The sequence below is a fragment of the Hymenobacter sp. 5516J-16 genome (genome assembly GCF_022919335.1).
In the GTDB taxonomy this organism is placed as follows: domain Bacteria; phylum Bacteroidota; class Bacteroidia; order Cytophagales; family Hymenobacteraceae; genus Hymenobacter; species Hymenobacter sublimis.
Genome location: NZ_CP095058.1, coordinates 3,715,488 through 3,740,562 on the forward strand (window position 1 = coordinate 3,715,488; position 25,075 = coordinate 3,740,562).

Annotated in this window: 24 protein-coding genes, 2 tRNA genes and 3 pseudogenes; 10 read left to right on the forward strand and 19 right to left on the reverse strand. The window is 57.8% G+C overall.

Annotation, left to right across the window (positions count from 1 at the left end; genetic code table 11):
* Nucleotides 1–9: 9 nt before the first annotated feature.
* The 4 genes from MUN84_RS18460 to MUN84_RS18475 form a co-directional block, all read right to left on the reverse strand.
* Nucleotides 10–537, reverse strand: coding sequence for a hypothetical protein (locus tag MUN84_RS18460; RefSeq protein ID WP_244695442.1), 528 nt, complete (start codon nt 535–537; stop codon nt 10–12).
* A gap of 261 nt (nt 538–798) precedes the next feature.
* Nucleotides 799–1,005 (reverse strand): hypothetical protein, encoded by a 207-nt coding sequence (locus MUN84_RS18465; RefSeq protein WP_244695443.1) that lies wholly within the window; start codon nt 1,003–1,005, stop codon nt 799–801.
* Between the two features lie 10 nt (nt 1,006–1,015).
* Nucleotides 1,016–1,453: a hypothetical protein gene (locus tag MUN84_RS18470; protein ID WP_244695444.1), complete on the reverse strand. Its 438-nt coding sequence runs from the start codon at nt 1,451–1,453 to the stop codon at nt 1,016–1,018.
* A 361-nt stretch (nt 1,454–1,814) separates the two neighbouring features.
* A tRNA-Arg gene (locus MUN84_RS18475) sits at nt 1,815–1,886 on the reverse strand.
* A 148-nt stretch (nt 1,887–2,034) separates the two neighbouring features.
* Here MUN84_RS18475 and MUN84_RS18480 point away from each other — a divergent pair.
* Nucleotides 2,035–2,283, forward strand: coding sequence for a hypothetical protein (locus tag MUN84_RS18480; protein WP_244695445.1), 249 nt, complete (start codon nt 2,035–2,037; stop codon nt 2,281–2,283).
* Entirely contained in the window at nt 2,190–2,540 is a 351-nt protein-coding gene (locus MUN84_RS18485; protein WP_244699043.1) for an Ohr family peroxiredoxin, read from the forward strand. The genes MUN84_RS18480 and MUN84_RS18485 overlap by 94 nt, the downstream gene beginning before the upstream one ends.
* 120 nt (nt 2,541–2,660) lie before the next feature.
* On the opposite strand, the gene MUN84_RS18490 is transcribed toward MUN84_RS18485, so the two are convergent.
* From MUN84_RS18490 to MUN84_RS18505, 4 genes and pseudogenes are all read right to left on the reverse strand, one after another.
* The gene (locus tag MUN84_RS18490) at nt 2,661–3,107 is read right to left on the reverse strand and encodes a hypothetical protein (protein ID WP_244695446.1); all 447 of its coding nucleotides are present in this window, start codon (nt 3,105–3,107) and stop codon (nt 2,661–2,663) included.
* Between the two features lie 11 nt (nt 3,108–3,118).
* Nucleotides 3,119–3,445: a transglutaminase-like domain-containing protein gene (locus tag MUN84_RS18495; protein WP_244695447.1), complete on the reverse strand. Its 327-nt coding sequence runs from the start codon at nt 3,443–3,445 to the stop codon at nt 3,119–3,121.
* 215 nt (nt 3,446–3,660) lie between these two features.
* Nucleotides 3,661–4,865: pseudogene (gene sucC / locus MUN84_RS18500) on the reverse strand (ADP-forming succinate--CoA ligase subunit beta).
* Nucleotides 4,866–5,108: 243 nt separating this feature from the next.
* Nucleotides 5,109–6,296 (reverse strand): glycoside hydrolase family 113, encoded by a 1,188-nt coding sequence (locus MUN84_RS18505; RefSeq protein WP_244695448.1) that lies wholly within the window; start codon nt 6,294–6,296, stop codon nt 5,109–5,111.
* Nucleotides 6,297–6,404: 108 nt separating this feature from the next.
* Between MUN84_RS18505 and MUN84_RS18510 the strand changes: the two genes are divergently transcribed.
* From MUN84_RS18510 to MUN84_RS18535, 5 genes are all read left to right on the forward strand, one after another.
* A complete protein-coding gene (locus MUN84_RS18510) occupies nt 6,405–7,061 on the forward strand; it encodes an ABC transporter ATP-binding protein (RefSeq protein ID WP_110979954.1) in 657 nt (218 codons plus the stop codon).
* Nucleotides 7,062–7,624: 563 nt separating this feature from the next.
* Nucleotides 7,625–8,437: a hypothetical protein gene (locus MUN84_RS18515; RefSeq protein ID WP_244695449.1), complete on the forward strand. Its 813-nt coding sequence runs from the start codon at nt 7,625–7,627 to the stop codon at nt 8,435–8,437.
* 244 nt (nt 8,438–8,681) lie between these two features.
* Nucleotides 8,682–9,200: a DEAD/DEAH box helicase gene (locus tag MUN84_RS18520; RefSeq protein ID WP_244695450.1), complete on the forward strand. Its 519-nt coding sequence runs from the start codon at nt 8,682–8,684 to the stop codon at nt 9,198–9,200.
* A complete protein-coding gene (locus tag MUN84_RS18525) occupies nt 9,188–9,748 on the forward strand; it encodes a helicase-related protein (protein ID WP_244695451.1) in 561 nt (186 codons plus the stop codon). Before MUN84_RS18520 ends, MUN84_RS18525 begins: the two co-directional genes overlap by 13 nt.
* Before the next feature lie 703 nt (nt 9,749–10,451).
* Nucleotides 10,452–10,598 carry a hypothetical protein gene (locus MUN84_RS18535; RefSeq protein WP_244695452.1) on the forward strand — a complete coding sequence of 49 codons (147 nt, stop codon included), beginning with the start codon at nt 10,452–10,454 and terminating at the stop codon, nt 10,596–10,598.
* A gap of 144 nt (nt 10,599–10,742) precedes the next feature.
* On the opposite strand, the gene MUN84_RS18540 is transcribed toward MUN84_RS18535, so the two are convergent.
* The 6 genes and pseudogenes from MUN84_RS18540 to MUN84_RS24735 all read right to left on the reverse strand — a co-directional run bounded on the left by MUN84_RS18540 (nt 10,743) and on the right by MUN84_RS24735 (nt 18,260).
* On the reverse strand, nt 10,743–11,180 hold the full coding sequence (locus MUN84_RS18540; protein WP_244695453.1) for an organic hydroperoxide resistance protein: 438 nt from the start codon (nt 11,178–11,180) through the stop codon (nt 10,743–10,745).
* 36 nt (nt 11,181–11,216) lie between these two features.
* Nucleotides 11,217–11,669, reverse strand: coding sequence for a MarR family winged helix-turn-helix transcriptional regulator (locus MUN84_RS18545; RefSeq protein ID WP_244695454.1), 453 nt, complete (start codon nt 11,667–11,669; stop codon nt 11,217–11,219).
* A gap of 367 nt (nt 11,670–12,036) precedes the next feature.
* Nucleotides 12,037–12,312, reverse strand: coding sequence for a rhodanese-like domain-containing protein (locus MUN84_RS18550; protein WP_244695455.1), 276 nt, complete (start codon nt 12,310–12,312; stop codon nt 12,037–12,039).
* A 114-nt stretch (nt 12,313–12,426) separates the two neighbouring features.
* Nucleotides 12,427–14,301, reverse strand: coding sequence for a T9SS type A sorting domain-containing protein (locus MUN84_RS18555; protein WP_244695456.1), 1,875 nt, complete (start codon nt 14,299–14,301; stop codon nt 12,427–12,429).
* 115 nt (nt 14,302–14,416) lie between these two features.
* Nucleotides 14,417–15,202: a PASTA domain-containing protein gene (locus MUN84_RS18560; RefSeq protein ID WP_244695457.1), complete on the reverse strand. Its 786-nt coding sequence runs from the start codon at nt 15,200–15,202 to the stop codon at nt 14,417–14,419.
* A gap of 224 nt (nt 15,203–15,426) precedes the next feature.
* Nucleotides 15,427–18,260: pseudogene (locus MUN84_RS24735) on the reverse strand (D-alanine--D-alanine ligase).
* A 230-nt stretch (nt 18,261–18,490) separates the two neighbouring features.
* Between MUN84_RS24735 and MUN84_RS18570 the strand changes: the two are divergent.
* Both MUN84_RS18570 and MUN84_RS18575 read left to right on the forward strand, forming a co-directional pair.
* Nucleotides 18,491–18,775 (forward strand): GIY-YIG nuclease family protein, encoded by a 285-nt coding sequence (locus MUN84_RS18570; protein WP_244695458.1) that lies wholly within the window; start codon nt 18,491–18,493, stop codon nt 18,773–18,775.
* Nucleotides 18,776–18,975: 200 nt separating this feature from the next.
* Nucleotides 18,976–20,159: pseudogene (locus tag MUN84_RS18575) on the forward strand (phosphoglycerate kinase).
* A gap of 238 nt (nt 20,160–20,397) precedes the next feature.
* On the opposite strand, the gene MUN84_RS18580 reads toward MUN84_RS18575, so the two are convergent.
* The 4 genes from MUN84_RS18580 to MUN84_RS18595 are packed head-to-tail and all read right to left on the reverse strand — an operon-like array spanning nt 20,398 to nt 22,962.
* Nucleotides 20,398–20,826: a hypothetical protein gene (locus MUN84_RS18580; protein ID WP_244695459.1), complete on the reverse strand. Its 429-nt coding sequence runs from the start codon at nt 20,824–20,826 to the stop codon at nt 20,398–20,400.
* A gap of 14 nt (nt 20,827–20,840) precedes the next feature.
* Nucleotides 20,841–21,047 (reverse strand): hypothetical protein, encoded by a 207-nt coding sequence (locus MUN84_RS18585; protein ID WP_244695460.1) that lies wholly within the window; start codon nt 21,045–21,047, stop codon nt 20,841–20,843.
* Nucleotides 21,048–21,089: 42 nt separating this feature from the next.
* Nucleotides 21,090–22,343 (reverse strand): site-2 protease family protein, encoded by a 1,254-nt coding sequence (locus MUN84_RS18590; protein WP_244695461.1) that lies wholly within the window; start codon nt 22,341–22,343, stop codon nt 21,090–21,092.
* Nucleotides 22,303–22,962 (reverse strand): HAD family hydrolase, encoded by a 660-nt coding sequence (locus tag MUN84_RS18595; protein WP_244695462.1) that lies wholly within the window; start codon nt 22,960–22,962, stop codon nt 22,303–22,305. The genes MUN84_RS18590 and MUN84_RS18595 overlap by 41 nt, the downstream gene beginning before the upstream one ends.
* A gap of 152 nt (nt 22,963–23,114) precedes the next feature.
* On the opposite strand from MUN84_RS18595, the gene MUN84_RS18600 reads away from it, so the two are divergent.
* Nucleotides 23,115–23,191 (forward strand) — tRNA-Ile (locus MUN84_RS18600).
* On the opposite strand, the gene MUN84_RS18605 is transcribed toward MUN84_RS18600, so the two are convergent.
* Nucleotides 23,154–24,752: a recombinase family protein gene (locus tag MUN84_RS18605; RefSeq protein WP_244695463.1), complete on the reverse strand. Its 1,599-nt coding sequence runs from the start codon at nt 24,750–24,752 to the stop codon at nt 23,154–23,156. The two genes, MUN84_RS18600 and MUN84_RS18605, sit on opposite strands and share 38 nt — an antisense overlap.
* Nucleotides 24,753–25,075 lie beyond the last annotated feature (323 nt).

The following is a 25,075-nucleotide window of genomic DNA, read 5'->3' on the forward strand; positions in this document are numbered from 1 at the left end:
CTTGCACGGTTATTTATGGTAGAATGGACTATCCGCGTCACAGTTCTCTGGGCACTTGTCGTCAGACCGGACTACCAGGTACGAAGTGCCCACAATGTTCCCCGTCTTGTCCGTTGAAACCAGGTCGCGGTGTATGTGGGTAGAGTCCTTTTTGGTGCCCACAATGATTAAGTACGGCGCATCATTCTTCTTGGCCTGCGCCAGATAAATGCGCACACCATCCGACCCGTCCTGATGAATGACTTCGTCCATTATCTCTCGGGAAACGAAAAATCCTTGTCCGTACCGATTCTTATTGTGGTCAGCAAGGAAATAGCCCGTCAGTTTTTTAAATCCCCGTTGTTTCTTCGCGTCTCTTTCCCCAACGCCTTTCGGGAATTCCGGCTTTTTCTGGCTGGATTCGGGGCCCTGGAGCGCCACGGCTTGTTTTTGGGCTGTTTCCGACTCACTGGTGGCCGGCTTTTGTTCGCAGCTGCTTGCCCCAGCGCCCCCAGCCGTAATGAGTAACCCGTGTAAAAGAAAGCGCCAGGTTTTCATAAGCAGGAAGAGAAAGGGTCTAAGATACAAGGCCTAGTGAGACACGCTTCTACAGGTGTTCTGCTAAGGTTTGCTCGTTAAGATAACAAAAATTATTAGAATAATCCTTATAAACATACCGTCACTAGAAAACAGTTCTGAGGATTCTTTCCTGCCTGTACGTAGAGGCATAACTACTTCCGTGAATTTATAGGCAGGTGCAACGAGCTGACTACCAAGAACGCTTCAGCGGGCCGACCTGACCTAAGCCGCTACTTTGCTTTATCCGGGCTGAATGGCAGCAAAATGCGCCCGTATGATTCCCGTGACTTTGCCCATAGTGAGGGCTTTGGTCGGAAAGCCGGACACGGGCAGGGGTTGGGCGCGTTCCACGTTGCGCGGGTGCAGCAGGGTAGCAAGCGCAACTATCACCGCCGCTCGTAGCAAGCCCAGTTGAGCTAGTCCATCGGAAGTCAGCAATCTGCTCAACAAGTGTAGGCTACTGATTAGTTGCGGGGGCCGAAGTAGCGTGCAGGGCTTGGTAGAGCAAGGGAGCGGCTGCTTCGAGCGGGGGCAAGAGGGGAGGAACTTCCTGGCAGAGGTCCAGGTCATAATGGCACAAGGTACCGTAGATCTGGCCCTGCTTGTCGCAGATGAGTACGCCGCAGTAGAATACCACCAGCGTATTCACTTCCCAGGCCCTGAGGTTGAGCGGGGCGTTCCAGAGCTGCAGGGTGGCCTGCTGCCGGCCCACTAGGGAGCAAAACGCCTCATCCAGGGGTACGTCTGCTCCCTGCTGCACCTGAATGTTATAGCGGTCTACCAGCGCCACATTACGACTCAGGCCATCCTCGAAGCGGTAGATGCCCGTGTACCGGTGCGGTGTATATCGGTTCAGGTAGCACAAGGCGGCGTACACACCATCGTGGTGCAGCACATAACGAAAGGCCTCTAAGGTAGGAACTAGGGCAGGGGGTAGGTGTGCAGGGGAAGGCAGCGGCCAACGCCTCACCAGTGGTTTCAGTTCCTTCCGGAATGGGCCCGTCTTGTGCAGGTGGACGCGACTGGTACGGGCGGAAACGTGGTCAGTCCGGAGGCCCTGAGCGAGTAGTGCTACCGCCATTCCAGCTAATAACTCTTTTGGGTCCTACTAAGTTGATTACGCACCAGCTAGCTTGCCGCCAGGCAACCTTACGTGGCAGTTATACAGGGGAGCTGCCAGCAAGACTGCATACGTAATCTACAAACAAAAACACCCCGTAAGCCTATGGCTTACAGGGTGTTAGGAGGTATTTTTGTGGTCGCGCTAGGAATCGAACCTAGATCAAGAGCTTCGGAGACTCCCATACTATCCGTTGTACTACGCGACCGGCTAGTGGGTGGCAAAACTAGAGAGAAAATATGGCGCTGCCAAACGGTAATTCGCATTTTCGGCAAAATCATATACTCTTGAGAAGTAACCTTCGGCGGCTCAGCACAGTTAACCTATCAAACCAACACACCCTGAACGTATCTTTTATGGCAAGCACTGAAAAAAAGACCCTATATACAGCCGATGCAACGGCCATTGGCGGCCGTAGTGGCCACGTTCGTTCCGCCACCGGCATCATCGACCTGGACATGTCGGTTCCCGAGGGTCTGGGGGCAAGAAGGGCGCTACCAACCCCGAGGAGCTGTTCGCTGCGGGCTATTCTTCCTGCTTCCAGCAAGCGCTGCTCGTTATTGCCCAGCGCGGCGGCGACAAGCTTGATCCGCAAACCGAGGTGAAGTGCTCTGTATCGCTGTTCCAGGAAGGCGAAGGCTACGGCCTATCCGCTATACTGGACGTGGACCTGAAGTCCTTCGACCGGGAAAAAACCATTGACATGGTGCGCCAGGCTCATAAAATCTGCCCGTACTCGGTAGGTACCCGCGGTAATATTGAGGTAGAACTGCGCGTCCAAGGAGAGCAAATTCCGGTGCAGCCCGAGGAAAATATTGGCGTAGCAGAGAAAGGCGGAGTAGAAAGCACCCAGAACGCCTAGTCCTACGACGTTTGCTGCTCGCTGAGTAGGAATTGCACACAAAAACAGTCTGCCCCACCAAGTCTTGGCCAATAACGGCCGAGACTTGGTGGGGCAGACTGTTTTCGGGAGAATTACCGGTTAGCGCGTTTCTATTTCACTACCCGCGGCCAGCCAGTCGGTGCCGGTAGGAGGGGCGTAGAAGGTAGCCACGGAATTGGTGTAGCGGATGTTGTGAATGGCTTCCGTGCGCTGAAATACTACCGGCTTATGAGCCCCCAGGGGCACGAGCATTAACCCCGTACGGCTTGATTTCACCCCGTAGCGGTTGTCCATCACGGTATCAAAGTAAAACAGATACTGATTCACCCATTTGAAGTAAGACCTGGGCTTGGCATCCGTGGAGGTAAGAACCGTCAGGTTGGGGGCGTCCGTGAGCAGAGCCTGCTGTAGTTCCACGGCGTTGAGAGGCTTGTCGCCCAGCATGGGAATGATGTCGGCCTGGCTGTCCACCATTACCCATTTGCCCAGGTCGGGTAGCCAAGCCTCAGCCAAGGCGTGCCCAGCGGCCGAGGCCCGGGTTTGCACGTCGGCGGCCTTTAGGTAAAGGGGCGGGCAGGAATGCCCACGGCGTTAAAGGCGGCGGCTAGCACCAGGCCAAACTCTACGCATTGCACCTGCTGGCCCAGCATGGCCGCTTTCAAAATGGCAAATGGGTCTTGCGACTCAAACCGCTTGTGGCCGTCATGCTCCAGGCGGAAATGCACCCACTGGCACAAGGCGCGGGCCCGGCCCAAATCGGTGGTTTCCTGCGCAATAACCTGATCCAAACCGTACATCTCCCGAAACCGGGTGAGGTAGTCCGACTTAGGCGAGCTGTATTGAAAAGGGTAAGCTACCGGGTCCAGAGTAGTTAGGTAAGGCAAACCGGGGCCCGATTTTCCTGCCGTTTGAGCCCTTCCCATTGGGCTACCTAAGCTCAGAGCCAGCAAAAAAAGAGTAAATGTCTTACTGTGCATACGGTAAACCTGAGTGAGCTGCTGTAAACGAGAAAGGCTAACCGGAGGTTGGTACCCAACAGAAATGCCCACCCGCGTAAACAGGTGGGCATTGCAAAGTAATATAATTTCTGGTTTAAAGACTAGGAAATGCCCTGCTCTGCCAGTACTTCTTTTACTTTCTGGGCGGCGTCCTTCAGCAGCACCGCCGAGTACACCTTCAGGCCGCTCTCGTCAATGATGCGGGCGCCTTCCTCGGCGTTAGTACCCTGCAGACGCACAATAATGGGCACGTTGATGGAACCGATGTTTTTGTAGGCTTCCACTACCCCGTTCGCAACCCGGTCGCAACGCACGATACCACCGAAGATGTTGATCAGGATGGCCTTTACATTCGGGTCCTTCAGGATGATACGGAAACCAGCTTCTACGGTCTGGGCGTTGGCTCCACCGCCTACGTCGAGGAAGTTAGCCGGCTCGCCACCCGACAGCTTGATGATGTCCATGGTAGCCATGGCCAGGCCCGCGCCGTTTACCATGCAGCCCACGTTGCCGTCGAGCTTCACGTAGTTTAGGTTCGAGGCCGAAGCTTCTACTTCCAGCGGGTCTTCCTCGTTGGTGTCGCGCAACTCCACGAAGTCCTTATGGCGGTAGAGGGCGTTTTCGTCGAGAGTTACTTTGGCGTCAACGGCCAGGATTTTGTTGTCCGAGGTTTTCAACACGGGGTTGATTTCGAACATGGCCGAGTCGGTTTCGTCGTAGGCCTTGTACAGGGCCATTACGAACTTCACCATCTCCTTCTGAGCAGCACCTTCGAGGCCTAGGTTAAAGGCAATTTTAGCCGCCTGGAAGGGGCGCAGACCAACGCGGGGTCTATGTGCTCCTTCAGAATCTTGTCGGGGTGGGCCTCCGCTACTTCCTCGATGTCCATGCCACCCTCGGTGGTATAGATGATAACGTTCTTGCCGGTAGCGCGGTCCAGCAGTACGCTCATGTAAAATTCCTTGGTTTCCGACTCGCCGGGGTAGTACACATCCTGGGCAACCAGCACTTTGTGCACCTTACGGCCTTCGGCGCCGGTTTGCTTGGTAACGAGCTGCATGCCAATAATTTGACCGGCAATATCTTTTACCTGCTCCAGGTTTTTGGCGAGTTTCACCCCGCCCCCTTTGCCGCGGCCGCCGGCGTGAATCTGGGCTTTGATAACGTACCAGCTAGTGCCGGTTTCGGCGTTCAGCTTTTTGGCGGCTTCTACGGCCTCCTCAGCCGTATCGGCTACGATGCCTTCCTGCACGCGTACGCCGTAACGCTTCAGAATGTCTTTGCCCTGATACTCGTGAATGTTCATAGAGGTCAGTTAAGAGGGGTTTCGGGGTGGTTTACTAGGCGCGAAAGTAGGCAGAAATGAGTTGATAGTTTAGTTGTCGGTTGTTAGTTGTCGGTTGTTCACTTGTTCTGGCGTAAGAAACGGGGCGCACTGGCCGGCAGGAGCGGAACTGGCCCTACCGCTTGTGCGCTTCTTTCAGCTTGAGAAACAAGGAACTCACAAGCAGTAACCCAGAATTATCACCTGACAACTAACCGCTACCCCTCACTTCCCGAACCACGCTGTCATCACCTGCTCGGCGGGCTTGTGCTGGGGCGTGAAATCGAGGTGGCGCCGGGCCGAGCCTGCGGGTTGCAGCCCTGGGTACCACTTCCACACAAACAGGCCCTGAAACCACCGTCGGGGCCAAAAGGTCTCGAACATGGCAGCGTAGCAGGTGGCTTGGGTGGCTTCATCAGGGGTAGCAGCTATGGCCGTGCGGTCAGGCCAGGCCCAGGGCTCAATGGCCGCATCAGGCGTCGTCTTGTAGCCGATTTCTGTGAAAACAACCGGCTTTTTAACCCGCTTCTGAAGTGCTTCTATGCGGCGCAACGGCCCCTGCCACGCCTTGAGCAGGGCCGCTTTGGTAGGCCGCTCGGTAGTGCTCAGTGGGAAGTAGGCCTGAATACCGATGAAGTCCAGGGCATCCCAGAAGCCCACCTGCTCAAACTCGGCGTTCCAGTTCGCGGCGTAGGTGAGCTGGCCGCGGTACACGGCTCGTATCTGGGCAATTAGGGCCCGCCACTCCGCCTCATGGCCTACGCTGTGCTGCAGCTCCGTGCCAATGCAAAGGGCCGCCATGCCGCTGCTTTCGGCCAGGCGGGCGTAATGCAGCATGAACACCGAGTAGCTGGCAAACCACCGCTGCCAATCGGCCTCCGAGCTCATTTTGACGTCGCCGGGCCAGGTGCCGCTACCCCCGCGCAGCCACAGGTGGGGCTTCAACAAAGTTCGGATGCCGCGCTGCCGGGCCCGCTGGCTGGTGAGCACCAAGCCCCGGTCACTTTCGCCCCAATACCCGCGGTGGCCTACGCCAGTATGCAGCTGAATAGTGGGGGTAGTAGCGCCAGCCTGCCAGCCAAAGGGAGTCTGGGCAATCCAGGTGACGCGGGCCCGCACCAGCGGCTCCAGATCCAGGGACGACACGGAGTCGCCGGCTACCCAGCTCACGCCCCGCAGGCGGTTATCGGCGGGGGGCGGGGTAGTGGGGCCAGCCACATGGGTGCTGGCGACAAACCGGGGCCGGGACCAGCGCCACCAAGCGGCCGTTGTAGCCACCACCGCTAGCAGCAGAAAAACCACGAGTCGCCAGCGGCGAATTGCAAAAGCGGGGGAGAGCATAGCAGGCAGCATCTGGCCGCTTAAGATAGGAGGTGAGAGCAGGAATTTGGTGTTGCCAAGGGGGAGGAACAAAGCCCGCGGATGAGCCAGGAGAGTTTCCGCGCCGAAGCACCCCCGCAAAGCGCTACATTCCGTAGATTTGTTTCCCGTACCCTCGGCTCACTTACATCTGGTTCCGTTTTGCTGCAAGCCATCAACGTCCGCAAAAAATACAACACACTGGAAGTCCTCAAAGGCATTGATCTGACGATTGAGAAATCGGAGATTGTGTCCATCGTTGGCTCGTCGGGGGCGGGAAAGAGTACCTTGCTGCACATCCTGGGAACCCTCGACAACCCTGATTCGGGGGAAGTGTTGTTTGATGGCGAGTCGGTTAGCTCCCTGGGTCGCTCTGATTTGGCCCGGTTCCGCAACCGCCACATCGGCTTCATCTTCCAGTTTCATAACCTGCTACCCGAGTTTACGGCCCTCGAAAACGTATGCCTGCCCGCCTATCTGGCCGGTCGCTCGGAGAAGGAGACCCGGGTGCGGGCCCGCGAATTGCTCGGGATGCTGAACCTGGAGCGCCGCGCCGACCACAAGCCCTCCGAAATGAGCGGGGGCGAGCAGCAGCGCACGGCCGTAGCCCGGGCCCTGATCAACTCGCCCGAAATCATCTTCGCCGACGAGCCCAGCGGCAACCTCGACTCGCAGAATGCCCAGGAGCTGCACCAGATTTTCTTTCTGCTGCGCAAGGAGCTGGGCCAGACCTTCGTCATTGTGACCCACAACGACCAGCTGGCCGAAATGGCGGACCGCAAGATTACCATGAAGGATGGCAACATCTGGGAAGGGTAGCAGAGGCCGTTGCTAGCACCTTGACGGGTATCTACGAAGCGCTCCAACTCTGTCATTCCGAGCGGCGCGAAGAAGAACCTGGACCAGGCTGTAGGATGATTAACCCAAATTCTTTCGTTGGAATGACAACTTCATGTTGTTAATATTTCAGCTACTATCTAACTAGGCTGTGGATTCATAACTAATTGTCCAGTAGGAAACTACTTCGTGGCAGTGCCTGTTAGGAGCGTATCTGAAAGCAGATTTCAGATACGCTTTTTGCTTTCTTCTGGTAACGCGTCCGGTGTGCCCCGGACAGTTGGTGAACCCGCTACTTTGTTTCCGGAACGAAGGCAGCGGGTTGTTTTTTGCCTCATCAGGTAACCGTGTTCATGTTGGGGTAGCCGGCTGATTAGCTAAAAACGGTGGTTGCCTAATGTGGTTGGAAATATTATTTGTAACATGCTGATATACAGCATGAAAAATTCTATAAAAACAGGCCGTTATGTGCACCTTTCGCGCGCCCGTATAGTTATATACTCGAACAACAATACGGTACTACAGAACACTAAAGGAAAGACGCCATGAGCGAAGCAATCAAGAACATCAAAGAGCCGGTTCGTAAGACTAAAGTTGAGAGCTTTGATATCTCACGCTCCGACGAGACGCTGCATCTGGCGACGGACCTAGCTAAATTCATCAAGGACAACAAGCTCAGCACCACGGTGCAGGGGAAGGAGTTCGTGAACGTGGAGGGCTGGCAGTACGCTGGCTCGCGCCTGGGTATTGTGCCCATCGTGGACCACGTCATTAACGTCTCGACCGAGCAGGAAATCAGATATCAGGCAAAGGTGACCCTCTTCGACATGAAGTCGGGGCACACGGTAGGCGCTGGCTTTGCTATCTGCTCGAATAAGGAGCAGGGCAAGAAGTTCTACCAGGAGTTTGCCATCATGAGCATGGCCCAGACTCGGGCCATTGGTAAGGCCTACCGGAACATCCTGGCCTGGATTATCCGTGCGGCTGGTTACGAGCCTACCCCTGCGGAGGAAATGGAGTACGGTGGTAACACGCCCGCTGCTCAGCCTGCCATGATAGTAGCTCCCGCCACCACTCCGGTAGCCATTGCTGCTGAGGCGCCCGCTGCTATGAAGGCTGTACCCGCTGAGGCGGCGGTAGTAACCGAAGCTGCCGCTCCAGCCACCACGTACGCTTCAGCTTCGCAGAAGGAGGAAATCATTCGCCTGCTGAACCACCCAGTTATTACTCGTCCGGAGAAGACCAAGATGTTACTGAACATCAACCGTCTGGACGAGGAGCGTGCTACGCAGGCCATTGCCAAGCTCAAGAAGGCCATCGACGACCGTGAGAACGGCCAGACTTCGGCCGCTGCTTAAGTTCTCTCCCCACTCCATATATCGAAAGCCCGCTGCCATTTGGCAGCGGGCTTTTTTGTTGGCTACTACTTTCTTCCGCTACCAACCAACACAACCACCTATCATCCTGAGCATTCCGCGCATCAAGATGACAGGCGTGGGGACGGAAGGAAAGCAGCCGTAGTGCGGCGGCTGGACAGCAACCCTTTTTCCTTTTCCCACTGGGCGGCGCTACCTTCGTAGTTCTGCCGAACACCCGCTTCCCTTGCTGCCTCCTACCGACGATATTCTGCACGTACTGCGCCACACCTGGGGGCATACGCAGTTTCGGCCCATGCAGGAAGATATCATCCGGGCGGTGCTGGCGGGGCACGATACGCTGGCTTTGCTGCCCACAGGTGGGGGCAAAAGCATCTGTTTTCAGGTGCCGGCCCTGGCCCGACCGGGGCTCTGCCTGGTGGTGTCGCCACTGATTGCCCTGATGAAGGACCAGGTAGAAAACCTGCGCAAGCGCGGCATCAAGGCCGAGGCCGTGTACGCGGGCATGAGCCACCAGGAAATCGACCAGACCCTGGACAATTGCGTGTACGGGCCGGTGAAATTCCTGTACGTCTCGCCGGAGCGGCTGCTAACCGACATGTTCCGGGCTCGGGTTCCGAAGATGAAGGTTAACCTGCTGGCGGTGGATGAGGCGCACTGCCTTTCCCAGTGGGGCTACGATTTCCGGCCGCCCTACCTGCGCATTCAGGAGTTGCGGGAACTGCTGCCGGGGTGCCCTGCATAGCCCTCACGGCCACCGCCACCGAGCAGGTGCGCCAGGATATTGTGGAGAAGCTGGCATTCGGGGCCACGCACCAGGTGTTTCAGCAGAGCTTTGCCCGGCCTAATCTGTCGTACTCCGTGCTGAGCACCGAGGATAAGTTTAAGCGCCTAGTGGAGGTAGTGCGCGGGGTAGGCGCCCAGAAAACCAGCATTGTGTACGCCCGCACCCGCCGCCAAACGGAGGAGGCCGCTACCTACCTTCGGCAGCAGGGACTGGCCGCCGCGCCCTACCACGCCGGGCTGCCCAGCGAGCAGCGCACCCGCACCCAGCAAGACTGGATGCAGAACAAAACGCGCTGCATTGTGGCCACCAATGCCTTCGGCATGGGCATCGACAAGCCCGATGTGCGTTTGGTGGTGCACCTAGAGGCACCCGATAACCTGGAGGCCTACTACCAGGAAGCTGGCCGGGCCGGTCGCGACGAGAAATACGCCTTTGCCGTGCTGCTGCAAGGGCCTAATGATGCCGAGGAGTTGCGCCGCCGCACCCAGCAGGCCTTCCCCCCTTGAATACTGTGCGGCGGGTGTACCAGGCCCTGGCCAACTTTTCTCGCACGGCCGTGGGCGGGGGTGAGTTGGTGGCCTTTGATTTCGACCTCCAGCAGTTCGCCGAAACCTACCGCATTAAAGCCCTGGATGCGCACAATAGCCTGCGCATTCTGGAGCGGGAGGGATTTGTGCAGCTGAATGAGGCCGTAAACAACCCGGCCCGCGTTCATATCCCCATCAACCACACCGACCTCTACCACTTTCAAGTGGCCAACCAGCAGCACGACCAGCTCATTAAGAGCCTGCTGCGCTTTAACGGGGGCGAGCTGTTTGCCGGCTTTCAGCGGATTTCGGAGAATAGCCTGGCCCAGTACCTGCGCCTGAGCGTGGTGGATGTGCGCAAGATGTTGCTGTTTCTGCACCGTTCTGGCATTATCCACTACCAGCCCAAGCACGAGTCGCCGCAGGCCCTGTTTACTACCGCCCGCTATGATGCCGATAAACTTCCGCTGGATCAAAAACGGCTGAACGAAGCCCGGGAGCTGGCCCGCCATAAAACCGAGTCCGTCATTCGGTACGCTGCCGGGGGCGCTGCCGCCAGCAACTGCTGCTGGAATACTTCGGGGAGCTGGACGCCCCGGCCTGCAACGTCTGCGACTTCTGCCTGGCGAAGAAAAAGGCCCGGCAGGAAACACCAGCGGCCCCGGAACTGCGCGGGCACCTGGTGGCGCTGCTCAAGGCTACCCCCCAAACGCCCCGGGAAGTTCTGACGCACTTCGCCCCGGGCCAGGCCACTACCGTCACGAGTTTGCTGCGGGAACTGGTGGAGCTAGGGGAATTGACGTATGCCCCCGACGGCCGGCTAACCTAATCAGGGACGCCGAGGGGGTAAAAAAACTGTCATCCTAAGCGGCGCAGGGCATTTCACGCGGGAGCGGTAGGAGTAACCGCCTCTCGGGAAAAGCTCCTACTGTTCCGCTCAGGATGACAGAAGGAAACGTGCCAACCGGATGCCTTACGCAGCGTTGGTAGTTGTGGTGAGGTTCACCTCAATGTTGCCTTTGGTAGCGCGCGAGTAAGGGCAAATGCCGTGGGCCGCTTCTACCAGCTGCTCCGCCTGCGCCTGTTCTACGCCGGGAATGTTCACGTGCAGATCGGCCGAGATGCCGTAGCCGCCGTCTTCCGCTTTGCCGAAGCCAATGAAGGCCTCTACCGTCACGTTGTCCAGCTTCACCTGGGCCTGACGGGCTGCTACGCCCAGGGCGCCTTCAAAGCAAGCTGCGTAGCCGGCGGCAAACAGTTGCTCGGGGTTGGTAGCGCCGGCTTTGCCCGGACCACCCATTTCTTTGGGCGTGCTCAGGTCCACGTCGAGCACGTTGTTGTTGGTGGTAACGTGGCCGTCGCGGCCGCCTTTGGCCTTGGCCTGAGCCGTGAAGATTTTCTCGATTTTCATGAGAAAGAGGGAAGAGAAGGTGAATAAAAGCCGGGACTACCCCAGCTGGGTAAGTAGCGTAGTAAGTTGCTGCCGCAGGGTTTCAAACTCGGACTGCGGCAAATTGAGCTTGGCGAAAATCTGCTCGGGAACCTGGCAGGCGCGCTGTTGCAGCTTCTGGCCCGCCGGCAACAACCCGATAATTACGGAACGCTCATCGCGCGGGTCGCGGCGCCGACTGATCCACTGCTTTTGTTCCAGGCGCTTGAGCAGGGGCGTGAGCGTGCCAGAATCCAGCAGCAGCTTGTCGCCCAATTCTTTAACTGTCAGCTCCTGGTGTTCCCAGAGCAGCAGAAACACGAGGTACTGCGGGTACGTCAGGTCCAGCTCCTGCAGCAAGGGCTGGTAGGCCTTCGTCATCATCCGCGACAAGGCATACAATGGGAAGCACAGCTGATTTTCCAGCTGCAGCAAAGGATTGGGAGAGATATCGGCAGGAGTGTTGCTCATGGATAAACAAAAGAATGAAAATAATTGCGTGATGTTTAATTGTGTGCAATTAAATTAATTACAATTAGGATAAAAGACTGACTGTAAGTGAGAAATATTCCGCTTACGCACTCTGTGAGCTACAGCTTCCTCACCTAATTCAGCAAAAGTGCCGTTGAAATGTCATTCCGAGCGGAGAGAGGAATCTGGGTTAAGCCGTTGAGTGGTAAACCCAGATTCCTCGCTCCGCTCGGAATGACAACTACCTTGTATATGCACTACATTTTGATTAACAAGCCATTGGATTTGACAGGTCGCTTATCAAATCCTAAAAACAAACCGAGCCACGCGTCGCGTGGCTCGGTTGAGAGGTATAGCTAGCTAAAAGCTACGCCTGCTGATAGGCCTGCATGCCGCCCACCAAATTGCGCACGTTCTGGAAGCCTTGCTGGGCCAGGAAGGCCTTGGCCGAAGCGGAGCGGCCGCCACCTTTGCAGTGCACTACCACTTCCTGGTCTTTCAAGTCTTCCAGGTCGTCGAGCTTGTTGGGAAGCTCCCCGAGCGGAATGTTCTGGCTGCCGGCAATCCGGCTTTCTTCGTTTTCCCACGTTTCGCGCACGTCAATGATAACGGGGGCGGTGCCAGCAGCCTGGCGCTCTTTCAATTCGGTGGGGTGATGTCAGTCATAGACAGTGCTTCAGAAAGGTGATACAAGTAAACGACGTGGCCCAGGGCCAGCATTTCCTGCAACAATAGACAGAAATCGACAAACTCGCAGTTACGGGGCCAACACGGAAAGGCGCTTCGTGACAACCAGACCATCGGGCAAGGTAAGCCGCACGAAATATACGCCGGCGGCCAGCGGCGGGAGTTGCAGCTGCGCCTGGCCTGCTTGCGCGGCGGGCTGCTCCCAAACCACCCGCCCCAGCGCATCAAGCGCCGTAGCACGGGCGTAGCGGCCCTGCACCGTAACCCAGCCGCCCGGGCTTGGGTTGGGATAGAGCTGGTACGTAGCCGCTACCTCGTCCGGGGCCGTGGAGCTTGTCACGGTGCTACCGGTTACCGGTCGCAGCATCAGGGCGCCGGCCGGACTGTTAGCCGTGGCGGTGTTGTTAACGCTCCACACGTTCAGGGCGTTTAGCAAGAGGTAGCCCGGGGGCGAGGAGTTATTCAGGTCGAGGCCAAACTCGACGAACTGGGGGCTGGCCGCCTGCCCGTAGCCCGCATAAAAACGGGTACTCACTGGCACGGGAGCATCAAAGGCAATTTCCACGAACGACTGACCGGCCGGTAAACGCGCCGGAATGGTGTAAGACTTGGTGGCTTTGGGCGTGGCCGTAGGCTTGCCCGTGCCGTCATCGTCCCAGATGTTGAGGCTAATGGTACGGCCCGCCGCCGTAGTCAGCACCGGATACAGCCGAATGGCCCGAATTTGGTCGGCTCGGTTCAGATCAAAGCGCAGGGCCAGGTAGCTGGCGGGGCCAGTAGAGGCGACGGGCAAGCTCACGCTAGACTCGGCCGTGCCGTCGTCGTAGGCGAAGTAATTACTTAGCTCCGTTACCCGCGTGATGGTGTCGTTGGGTTGGGTCAGCGGGCTAGTTTCGTTGGTGAGCAGGGTAACCCGCTGGCGCAGAAACTTGGGCGTGGTAGTGAGTGGTACGGCTGCTGTGCCACTGACTACTATTGGCTGCTGGCGCGAGTTAGCATCGAGGGAGCGGCCAGCCGTCGGGAACTGGGTAGTAGGTCCACCCGGCAACACTTCCAGCGTGCCGGTCCAGGTAATGGGGGTAGGGGCGGGCCCGATGTCGAGGTTGTTGGCCGTGGTAACGATGCGGTCCGTTAGCTCCTGCGTGGGATTCTGGTTGAACTGCGCCACGGGCAAGGCCGTGTACCGCTTCAGGGCGCTGGGCAGGGCGCGGCTGATGGCAATGTCGCGGTAGGTGGAGTCAGTGGCGGTGCGGCTGCGGTCCAGGCGCACGTAGTCCACGCTCCAGGCGTCGCGGTTGTTGTAGAGGTAGCCGCTCACCCGGAAGCGGAACTGGAAGGCGCTGTGGAAAAATTGGGCCTGATTGACTGGTAGCGACTTGAAGCGAAAATTGGTCGTGTCGCCTCGGCTGCGCAGCTGCCATACCTGCTGCCACTGCTGGTCTTTATCCAGAAAATCGACGTATAGCGCAATGGGGCGGGTACCGCTTGGGGCGGGCGGCCCGAAGATGGTGCCCGCCTGCCAGAAAAAGCTCAGGTAGGCGTTATCGGTGGCCGTAAGGCGGCTCAGGTCCAGGGGTTGGGAAACCAGCGAGTCCCCATCGCCAATAAACGAAATGGGGCCCCGGGCCCGACCTTGGGCATTTAGGCCATCCAGCGTAGCCACGCCTTTCGTGAGCGGGCGGCGCGGAAACCGATTGTTAACCAGCGCCCCACCAGCCGTCTCCCAGCGCTGGGCGTCGGGCCGACCTTCCGATTGCCGCGCGAAATCATCAAAAAAGGGCAGGGTTAGGGCCGCTGGCCGCCGGCCGGCCGACTGGGGTGCCGGTGAGGCCGTGTGGGCGGGCTCGGCCCCCAAGGGGTGCACCAGCACCTGCGCCGGTACCGCCAGCGGTAGCCCGCCCAGGAGCGCAAGTATCCCGAGAAGAAAGCGTAGTGAATGGGTCATCAAAGCAAGGTAAAAACCAACTGGAGCATGTAATCCGTTTTGCTCTCACGGACTTAAACGAGAAAAGGTTCGCTGCTTAACACAACGAACCTTTTTCGCGGGTATTTCACCCAAGTTACTGCACTTCCTTCACCGGCGCCTGGCCCGCTACCCACAAGTCCACCAACTGGCCCATGCGGATGGTGGTGCCGGGGCCGGGCACGGGGCGCTGCTTCACCACAGTGCCTTCGGTCTGGCCTTCTTCGGGCTCCTGGTAGAAGATTTCGCCCACCTGCAGGCCCTGGCCCACAAGCAGGGTCGTGGCTTCATCGGCGGGCATGTTCACCAGGTTGGGCACCGGGAATTCCTGGTTGCCCAGGCCGTCGCCTACCTCCAGGTCCACGCGGGTACCTTTGGTGATGGCCGCGCCGGGCGCTACCTCTTTGCCGCCCACAAACTGCCGCAGCACGGCGTCTTTCTGGATGTTGGGCACCAGCTTGATCTGGCCCACAATCAGGTCGTAGCTTTTCAGGATGAGCTGGGCATTCTTCAGGGAGCCGTCCGTCAGCTTGGGCATTTTGATGACGGGCGGGTTTTTCATGGCCACCGAAATGTAGATTTTGCGGCCTTCTTTCACCTTCTCGCCGGCCTTGGGCTCCTGGGTGAGCACCGTGCCCGGCCGGATGGAGGCGTCGTAGGTGCTGTCATCGACGAAGTAAGCCAGGTCCCGCTCGTCCAGGTAGTCCTCCAATTCGGCCTGACTCATGCCAGTTACCTTGGGCACCACAATGGTTTCGCCGTGGTTGGTGGTGATGGGCAAGTACACGTAAAAGAACCCGAATACCAGGATACCCGTCGCCAGCAGAATCACCAGCACATGCTTGAACAGGTCGGCGGGAGTATCGGATTTAAAGAAAGACATCAGGGAGAAGCTAAGAAGTAGGAAGCGGGGAGCTAGAATACAGCGGCTAGAAGTCAGCGGACAAAACTAGGAATTAGAAAGGTAGGGCGAAGGGTATCGAAGTAGAGTTTAACCAGACCGTCATTCCGAGCGGAGCGGGGAATCTGGCCTGCCGATGTTGTAATGGTAACTCAACGTCAGCGCGCCAGATTCCTCGCTCCGCTCGGAATGACGGTCTGCTAGCCTTATTGCACAGCGGCGGCCTTCTCCGTGCGCTGCTTACCGAACTCCAGAATCCGGTCGATAAAGTCGTAGGGGGTGTAGCCGGCCAGGGCGGTTTGGTGGAAGATGCAGGTAGCGGGCGTCATGCCGGGTAGGGAGTTCACCTCAATGATGATGACCTCCACAGCCCCGTTCTGGCGCACTCGCACAAAGGCATCAATGCGCGCGTACCCCTGAATATTCAGGATTTCAGCCACCCGGCCCAGCTCCTTTTTTACCTCCTCCGACACGCGCTGGCGCTCCGTGAGGTCAGCAGCGTAGCGGGCGGGCGTAATGTTCTGGCCTTCCCCGGCCAGGAACTTCTCCTCTAGGCTCAGCACCTCGCCGGTTGCCAGGGCTTCGGAGGCTTCAAATACTTCTACCTGCAGCTCGCCGGCGTTGGTCCAGTGGGTGAGCAAGCCGCCGGTTACTTCCAGGAAGTGGGCCGCACCGTCGCGGTCAATCAGGGTCTCCACTAGGAAGGCATCTTTCTGCGGAAACTCCTCCTTAAAGCCCAGGCTAAGGGTAGTGGCCTCAGCGGGCGTTAGGTCCAGCTGGTCGCGGAAGATGAGGCGGGTGAAGGCCTCCAGCTCCTGGCGGTTCTTGATTTTCTTCACGGCCGAGGAGCAGCCGTCGTCGGCGGGCTTGGCAATAAAGGGATAGGGAAACTGGGTTTCCAGGCTGCGGTAGAAGCCTTCCGGGTCGGCCTCCCATTCCAGGCGGCTGGCCATGCGGTGCTCGGCCACGCGCAGGCCCGCTTCGCGCAGGCGGCGGTTGGTTTCGAACTTATTGATGGTGATGCTGGAGCTTTCCACGCCCGAGCCGTTGTAAGGCAGGCCGAACTTTTCCAGCTCCCGCTGCAGAGCCCCATCCTCGCCGGGGCGGCCGTGTAAGGCAATAAATACCTCATCGACCATGCCCGCCAGCTCCTCGAAGGAGACGCGGCGCGGCTGAGCCGTGGGCTGACCGGCGTAGGTGCTGGTAATAGCCGAAGCCTCGCGGCGGATGCGTTCCAGAATGGGGTGCAGGCCGTGACCGGCTTCCATGTGCTCTACTTTCTCGCGGATGTCGTCGGCGTTATCCTTGAGCATCACGTTGATGGGTAGCACGTAGAGGCGGAACTCCTGGCTGCTACCCGTCAAGAATACCGGCACCGGCTCGTACTTGATGCTGGAGCTGAGTTTCTCGTATATGTTGCGGCCGCTTTCCACGGAAATGTGGCGCTCTGAGGAGTAACCGCCCATAATTACGGCCACCTTGGTGCGGGTGCGCTCCTCCGAAGCTCGGGCCGCTACAGCCGCATCCAGTTGCGCCAACAGGCCTGCCAGCTTTACTGGCCGCAGCCCCGCCCGTCGCCGCGCCGCCAACGAGGTGCGGATCAGGTAGGTTAGGAATTGCGAGGGGTTCAGCCCGATTTCGGCAGCCTGGTGGAAGAAGAACGAGGCCGGTAACATGCCCGAAGTCGTGTTCGGGTCGTTGAGGTAAAGGGTAGGATGGTGTGCGGGTAGGAGGGCAGGAATCGAATCAGAGCCCTTTTGAACTCCTACCTCCTTACCCTCTTGCCCTGACACGATGAAGCCATCGAGGCGGGCGTACACCTGGAAGCCAAAGGTGCGGAACATTTCCTCGCAGGCCTCCCGGATGCGCTGAATTTCCGCTTCGGGTAGGTCAATGGGCGTGACTTTGCGCGAGAGGCCCGGCAGATACTTCGAGCGGTAATCGAACATTTCCTCGCCCTTCACAATCTCTGTGGGGGTAGGGCCAAGGCCTTGCCATCGGGGTCTTCCACCACAATGCACGAAAACTCGCGACCCTGCACGAAGCTCTCGACCAGCACCTGCGTTTCGCCCTCCACGCTGGTTAGACGCACAGCTCCAGCGGTTTGCAGCCGCTCATTCAGGGCGTTCAGCAGCTCCTCAGGCTGGTAGATTATGAATGAAGAATTAGGAAGGAAGAATGAGGAATTATCGGCGGCGGCCAATCCTTCATTCTTCATTCCTAATTCTTCATTCTCAATAACCACCGGTAGGCCGATGCCTTCCCGAATATCCACCAGTTGCTGCAGCCACACGGTTTTCTTCTCTTCCGATAGCGCCTGCCACTCCTGCTGGGTGACGGTTTTGCGGAACAGGCTGCGCTCCACGGCCGTAGCGAATTTCGCTACATCAGCTTCGCGCAGAATGCTCACGCCAATGCTGCTACCCTGGCGCGGGGCCTTGAATACCAGCGGCAGGCCCAGCTCGCGCACCAGGTAGTCGAGAGTAGCCTGCGCATCGGCCACATCCCACTCTTCGGCCGTGATAAGGCGGAAGTCGGGGGTAGGGCGGCCCAGCGCTTTGAGTAGCTTTTTCTGGGCAATCTTATCAATGCCGAAGGCCGAGGGCAAAATGCCGGAACCGGAGTAAGGAATGCCGTACCACTCCAGTAGGCCCTGAATGGCGCCGTCCTCGCCGGCTGGCCCGTGCAAGGCCAAGAAGGCAAAGTCCATGAGGCTGCTCAGCTCCTGGGGCTGGATGCGCCGGCCGACTTCGGAAATGATGCGGTCCTGCTCCTCCAGGCTCAGCTCGCCCAGGCTTTCGAAGTACATCTGCACCGGCAGTGTTACCGGCGGCAGCGCCGACACGGGCGGGTAAAAGTCCCGGATGGTGCCTTTATAAATGTACTCCCAGTTGAGCTGAATGAAGTTGCCGCGGCTGTCCGCAAACACGGGCACAGCCTCGAACAAGGACTTATCCAGGTTATCGTACACGGTGCGGCCGCCCGCGAAGCTGATTTCCCGCTCACGCGACGGGCCGCCGAAGAAGATGCCTATTTTCATACGTAGGGGCAAAGGTACAAGCCCGCCGCGTCATTGCGAGTATGTAGCGGGCGTATCAGGTCAGTGTCGTAGCAATCCGCTTTCTACGGCGGCACCCGACCTTCCAGAGTGCGGCTCTTCCGCATGTCATTGCGAGGAGGCACGACGAAGCAATCCGTCCTGGCAAAGTGCCAAGCCTTGAGAAGTGAGAACCTCTACCCTCTATCTTTCCGGAACCTAATTCTACTCCTATGAATCAGTATTACACCTACATTCTTACCAACCAAAACCGCACAACCCTTTACATCGGTGTTACAAGTGACTTGAAACGACGGGTAGGAGAACACAAAGCGGGTACGCACGCTGGCTTTACCAGGAAGTACAATGTACATCAGTTAATGTATTTTGAAACGTACCCAGATATCAATGCGGCTATTGCGCGTGAGAAGCAACTCAAGGGAGGCTCTCGCCAGAAAAAGCTTGACTTGATAAATGGGTTCAACAGCAAGTGGGTAGATTTATTTGAGCAATTGTAGAGGGTAAGGCTTGTCACATTTCAGGGGTAGCACGTTGATCAGGACGGATTGCTTCGTCGTGCCTCCTCGCAATGACATGCGGAAGAGCCGCACTCTGGAAGGTCAGGTGCCGCCGTAGAAACTAAGGGTAATAACTTGTTGCCATTCCCTCATTCCCTCAAAATCTTACCTTCGCCTCAGCCAAACCCATTTCCTTTTCCATGAAAACCCTCGATCAGTACAACTTCGCCGGCAAGCGTGCCGTGGTGCGCGTGGACTTCAACGTGCCGCTCGACAAGAGCTTCGCCATCACCGACGACACCCGTATCCGGGCGGCTACGCCTACCATCAAGAAAATCCTGCAGGATGGTGGCTCCGTGGTGCTGCTCTCGCACCTGGGCCGGCCCAAGGGCGGACCGGAGGAGAAATACTCCTTGAAGCACATCGTTGCCCGCCTAAGCCAGGAGTACGGCCAGCAGGTGCAGTTTGCCGAGGACGCCCTGCAAGCCGAAGCTCAGGCCCAGGCCCTGCAGCCCGGCCAGATTCTGCTGGTCGAAAACGTGCGCTTCTACGGCGAGGAAGAGAAGGGCGACCCGGAGTTTGCCGCCAAGCTGGCCAAGCTGGGCCAGGTGTACGTGAACGATGCCTTCGGGCCGCGCACCGCAAGCACGCCTCTACCGCCGTTATTGCCGAAAGCTTTGCGCCCGAAGACCGGGTAGGCGGCTACCTGCTGCAAGGCGAGCTGGACAACGCCAAGAAGGTGCTGGAACAGGCCGAGCGCCCCTTCACGGCCATCATGGGCGGGGCCAAGATTTCCGACAAAATCCTCATCATCGAGAAGCTGCTCGACAAGGTCGACAACCTGCTCATCGGCGGCGGCATGGCCTACACCTTCGCTAAGGCCCAGGGTGGGCAGATTGGCAACTCTCTGCTGGAAGCTGACAAAATGGACCTGGCTCTGGAGCTCATCGAAAAGGCCAAAGCCAAAGGCGTGAACCTGGTACTGCCCACCGACAGCGTCATTGCCGATAAATTCGCTAACGATGCCGAAACCAAGGTGGCCCAAAACAACCAGATTCCGGACGGTTGGCTAGGCTTGGACCTCGGCCCGGAGTCCATCAAGGTGTTTTCGGACATCGTGCGCCAGTCGAAAACCATCCTGTGGAACGGCCCGATGGGTGTATTCGAGATGAGTAGCTTCGCCAAAGGCACTGAAACCGTAGCTCAAGCCATTGCCGACGCTACCCAACAAGGCGCCTTTAGCCTCATCGGTGGCGGCGACTCGGCCGCGGCCGTAAATCAGCTCGGCTTCTCCGACCAAGTTTCCTACATCAGCACCGGGGGCGGTGCCCTGCTGGAGTACATGGAGGGAAAGGAACTACCCGGCGTGGCCGCACTGGGGTAGCCTTAAAGTGAGGTAGTAAATAAGTACATGAGTGAGGTGGCGTCATGGCAAGAGCACCGAAAACGCCCTCACATCTGCCCAAAGCCTACTAAAGTATCAAGCCCTTACTCCGCGCTGGAGATAAGGGCTTGTTGCGTTAACACGTTTGTTATAGAAGCGAGGAAGGACAGCGGCGTGTCTCCTCGCCTCGCCATGGCACCACCCCACTCATGTATTCATTTACTACCTCACCATCTCACTAATTGACATAAGGCGTTTCTAGCTCCTGGCCCATGAGCGTGAGCGGGTTAAGGGAAAGGCGGCCGGTGAGGCGGGTGCTCAGGGCTTGTCGCTCGGCTGAGGACAGCACCTTGAGCTGGTGCAGCCAATTGAGGCGGTGGAGCTGCAGCTCAATCGGACCCAACGGGTTAATTTGGGCGTATTCGTCGCGCAGGTAACCGTGGGCCCGCTGGCGGAGTTCGTTGGTAAAGGCTTCCAGGTCGGCGCGTTGGCTGGGTTGGTCGCGCAGAGAAATACGGATGCGGTTGGTGCCCAGCGTAACGGAGTGGCCCAGATGGCGGCGCACCAGGTACACCGCCCCTAATCCGACTAGAAAGCCTAGGCCGGCAACCCAGATTTCGGGCGAGATACCAGACTGATTTTTCAGGGCTTGGTGCACTACCTGCACCAGCAGCCACAGAATTACCCACGTGCCGACGGGGGTAGGCGCAACGGAGTCGGTCGGTTATATTCCAGCCCCACGGGCAGGAGTTCTTCGTACGGAATTTCGGTTTCCAGCCAGGCTACCCCACGCCGGTTGCGCTGGCTCAGGTAGAGGCCGTGCTGGCGCATAACTAGCAAGGTGGAGCCCCGGAAAAAGTGAGACTGAGAAAACTGGGGTACTGTCATTCGGAAAACGGAGCGGGCGAAGTGGCCTCTCCGAAGCAAGCTTTAGCGGATAAGAATGGGAGAAGGCGTAAAGCACAACACAAAAATAACCAGCATCAGCCACCCCAACACCTTGCGGCCCCGGGAAAGCGGACGCTCATCCGGAGCCGGTGGGTGAAAGATGCCAGTCAGCCGGGCCAGCATGAGGCCAAACACCAACCAGCCCGGATTGCCCTCCATAGGAGGAACAGCGGAAGCCAAAGCCACCTGGCCTAACCACACGCCAGCACTAAGTAGCAGCGCCCGCCGGACGGTTGGCACGGCGCGTCGAAATACCAGATACAGATAAAAGCCGTACGGGGCAGCCCAATAAAGCCACGTGTTCGGTTCGGAGCGAAGCGAAAACAAGCCCAGGCCGGCGTAAAAAATAAAGCCTATGAACAGCAGAACCGAGACCCGCGCCGCCCGCTGCGGACCCAGCAAGCCATACACGATGTGGCCGCCATCTAGCTGTCCAATGGGGAGCAGGTTCAGGGCCGTGAAAAATAAGGCCAGTACCCCGGCTACCAGCAGGGGGTAGTGCATCAGCTCATTGGCGTGGGGCATCCGGGCCGGATCGGCCAGTAGCGCGGCCATGCCCTGGAGCAGCAGGGGCTGGGCCAGCACCACGCCTGCCGATTGGCCCGGCTGGTACACGTAGCGGGCATACTCGGCCCCGTAGAAGCGGTATTCCGGATGAATTCCGTACAGGTAGTCCAGCGGGGGCAAATGCGTCAGGCCGTAGGCTAGCACGCCCACTGCCACCACAAACCCGGCCAGCGGACCAGCCAAACCCACGTCGAAAAACTCCCGCCGGGAAAAAATTCGGTCTTTGATGCGGATAACTGCCCCAAACGTACCAATGCCCAGGGGAAAGGGAATAAAGTACGGTAGCGTGGCCCGGATGCGGTAGTAACGGGCCGCAAAGTAGTGCCCGAACTCATGCACCGTCAGCACGCCCAGAAACGGCACGGAAAACCACAGGCCGGGCTCCAGAAATCGGGACCATTGCGCTACCGGAAGCTGCCAGAATAGCTCCAGATGCACGTAGTCGAGGGCACCAGCCCGTAGGGAAAAACCCGCCAGCGTAGTAGTAAGCAGCGTAACCAGGAACAGCAGCAGGTGCAACCCGTAGCGCCACCAGCGTGGCAACGTAGCCCGCTCGTAGCGCGTGAAGGCTTCTTGCGCCTGGCGGGCAGCCAGGGCCCGGTCAGCAGACGTGAAGGAAGCCGGGATGTCAGGCAGGGGTAGGGGCGGAGTATTCTCGGGGAAAGGCACGAAGGGCAGCGGGCAATGCGTCTTGCAGCGTGAGCGGCGGAGTCAGGAATAACGTACGAAGTCCCAGCCGGCGGGCCGTTTCAATGTGCTGGGGACTGTCTTCAATAAACAACGTTTCCTCCGCCTTCCAGTTCATCTGCTCTAGAGCATGCTGAAAAATTTCTTCCCCGGGTTTGCGCCAGCCCACTTCCTGGGAGTAAAATACCCGGTCGAGGCAGTCGGCAATACCGTGTTTGAAGCCGTACTGCTCTTGCAGCCGACGATTAATTTCCTCAATGTGAATCTGATTGGTATTGGACAGCAGCGCCGTGTGGTGGCCCTGGGCCCGCAGCTCGGCAATAAGGGCCAGTCGCTCGGCCGGCACGTCCAGGAGCATGGCGTTCCAGGCCGCGTCCAGCTCTTCATCGGAGGCCGTGAGCTGGTAGTGGCGGCGCAAGCCCTCCCGAAACTCCTGGGGCGAAAGGCGGCCCGTTTCCATCAGGTCGAACAATTCGGCCTGGGCCGCCTGGGTAAACTCAATGCTGCTACCGTACTGGCGCATGGCTGCCAGCGTCAGGCTGTAGTCGATGTTGATGATAACGCCCCCAAAATCGAAGAGCAGGTTGGGCTTTAGTGCCATCAATGTAGGATAAGAGGGTAACAAAACCTGCAGCCCAGACAAACCAAATTCCAATTTCGGAAGCTAGCCCAGCCTGTGGCCTTTGCAAATCTGCCGACAAAAGTCGAAGTTTGTGCTGCTGAAACCAACCGCCTTGCGTGAGGTTTCGCGCCGGGCCTATAGCTCAATCGGTTAGAGCAGCTGACTCATAATCAGCAGGTCACTGGTTCGATTCCAGTTGGGCCCACCAAACTGGTCTTAGCACGTTTTGACGTGCTAAGACCAGTTTTTTGTTTGGTGTCAATGATTGACATAGAGGCTATTATGCCAAAAATAACGTTCTGGCGACCGGTTCGATAAAGGCCTTTTTCAGGGGCATATGCGATGCCGTTGGGGTGGAACATGTGTTGAAGTTTTTGGCGGGTGAGCAAATCAGCTTTCTCCCACAGAATGGGCAACTTAGCGGCCATTTCAACCGCAAAATCCGTGTAAGCTTGCAGGTTCGATAAATTAGAGCCGAAGGTCTGGTAAGTGGTTTGCAAAGGCTCCAGTTCCTCGGAGATAATCTTGCGGCTGTATTTCTGATAGGTGGCTTGGTCAAGCTCCCCCAGTGCGTACCGGCTCTCCATCTTCTCCAGTTTGCGGTGCACTTGCTGGAGGGAGGTTTCCACGGCCTTCCTCTCCACAACGCCTTCTTGGTTGAGTTCGGTGAACACAGATGCTGTTATGACTTTCAAGGGCTCTACTAGGTGTGGGTGCAGCGCGTACTTGCTGAGCATGTCTTGAAATACAGTGTGCAGCTGGCGGGCGCTAACATTGAGTTTGCAGCCGATGGTATTGCACTTATAGTACCAGAGCTTTTTTGCTTTGACTTCGTACCCTGTGAGCGGTTTGCCGCAGCGGCCACAATGGGCATGGTGCTTCAGCGGCAGAGGCGAGATTTCCTTCGCATGCGTGTAGCCGGTTTCCCGTTGCTTAAGCGTATGCAGCCGTAAGAATTGTTCGGGCGTGATCAGGGCGGGGTGCCGACCTTTGATTACTTCGCCATCAAGGCTGCTGTGACGGATGAAGCCGCAGTAAAAGGGGTTCTGAAAGATTTGCGTAAGCGAACCGTTTGCCACCTTGACGTTCCGTTTGCGCAGCCACGCGAGCAGCTGCGTGTTGCTGAAGCCATCCTCGAGCTTCATGCGGAAAACTTGCCGCAGCAGCTCACCGGTTTCGTTGACAACGATGATCTGCTCGTTGCCCTGCTTGGTCATCGTATAACCAAGAGGGGCGCGCGCCGTCCAGTAACCATTCCGAATACGTTCCTCGGTGCCGGATTTCGCACGACGCGCACGAAGTGCGTTGTCGAAATTGTTCATCAGCATCTGGATTGCCTGGAACAGCTGGCCCTCCGGTGTGCTTGCGTCAATCTGCTGGGTTACTGCATCAACCGAGACGCCCTCGCCGCGCAGCTTGGTGATCAAAGCAATTGCAGCTCCGCCGCTGCGCGAAAAACGGTCGAAGCTAGCTACAACAATGCGGCTGATGCGATTGGATTTCTGCTGAACAAACTTCAGCATACGGGTAAATTCTTTGCGACCGTCGTCCTTGGCACTTTCGTAGGTGCCGCCGAAATGCTCAACAACTTCGTAGCCGTTGACTTGAGCATGCTCCAAGCATTGTTTCTTTTGCAGGGCCAAGCTGTGATTGGTGTCAGCTTGTTCTTTCGTGGAGACGCGGGTGTAGATTACCACCCGGTTCGTCGCGCTTAGCACAGTTTGTTTGCTGGGCTTTCCAAATTGTTGCAGTGCGAAGTTCTTAAGCATTGGCAACGGAGGGCTGGAGTTGACGGAAGGCTTCGTACGCCAAATGAGCGTAGTGAGTGAGCTGCGCAACGATTTGCTCAGCCTCAGTAAGCGAGTAGTGGGCGCAGCCAGGGTGTTTTAGGAGGTCAGCAGCCGACAGGTCGAAGGATGGGCAAGGATTGGATGGAGCTTTCACGGTCAATGCCGTTTCTGAGGGAGTCCAGTGGCTTCGGCGCAATGTGAGCGTGGCTACTTTGAATCCGTGGTGAGGGAGAGCATACCCTTGCCCGCTATGCTCTCTAATTAATTCAGACACTACTAGACATTTAAAATGCATGTCTAAG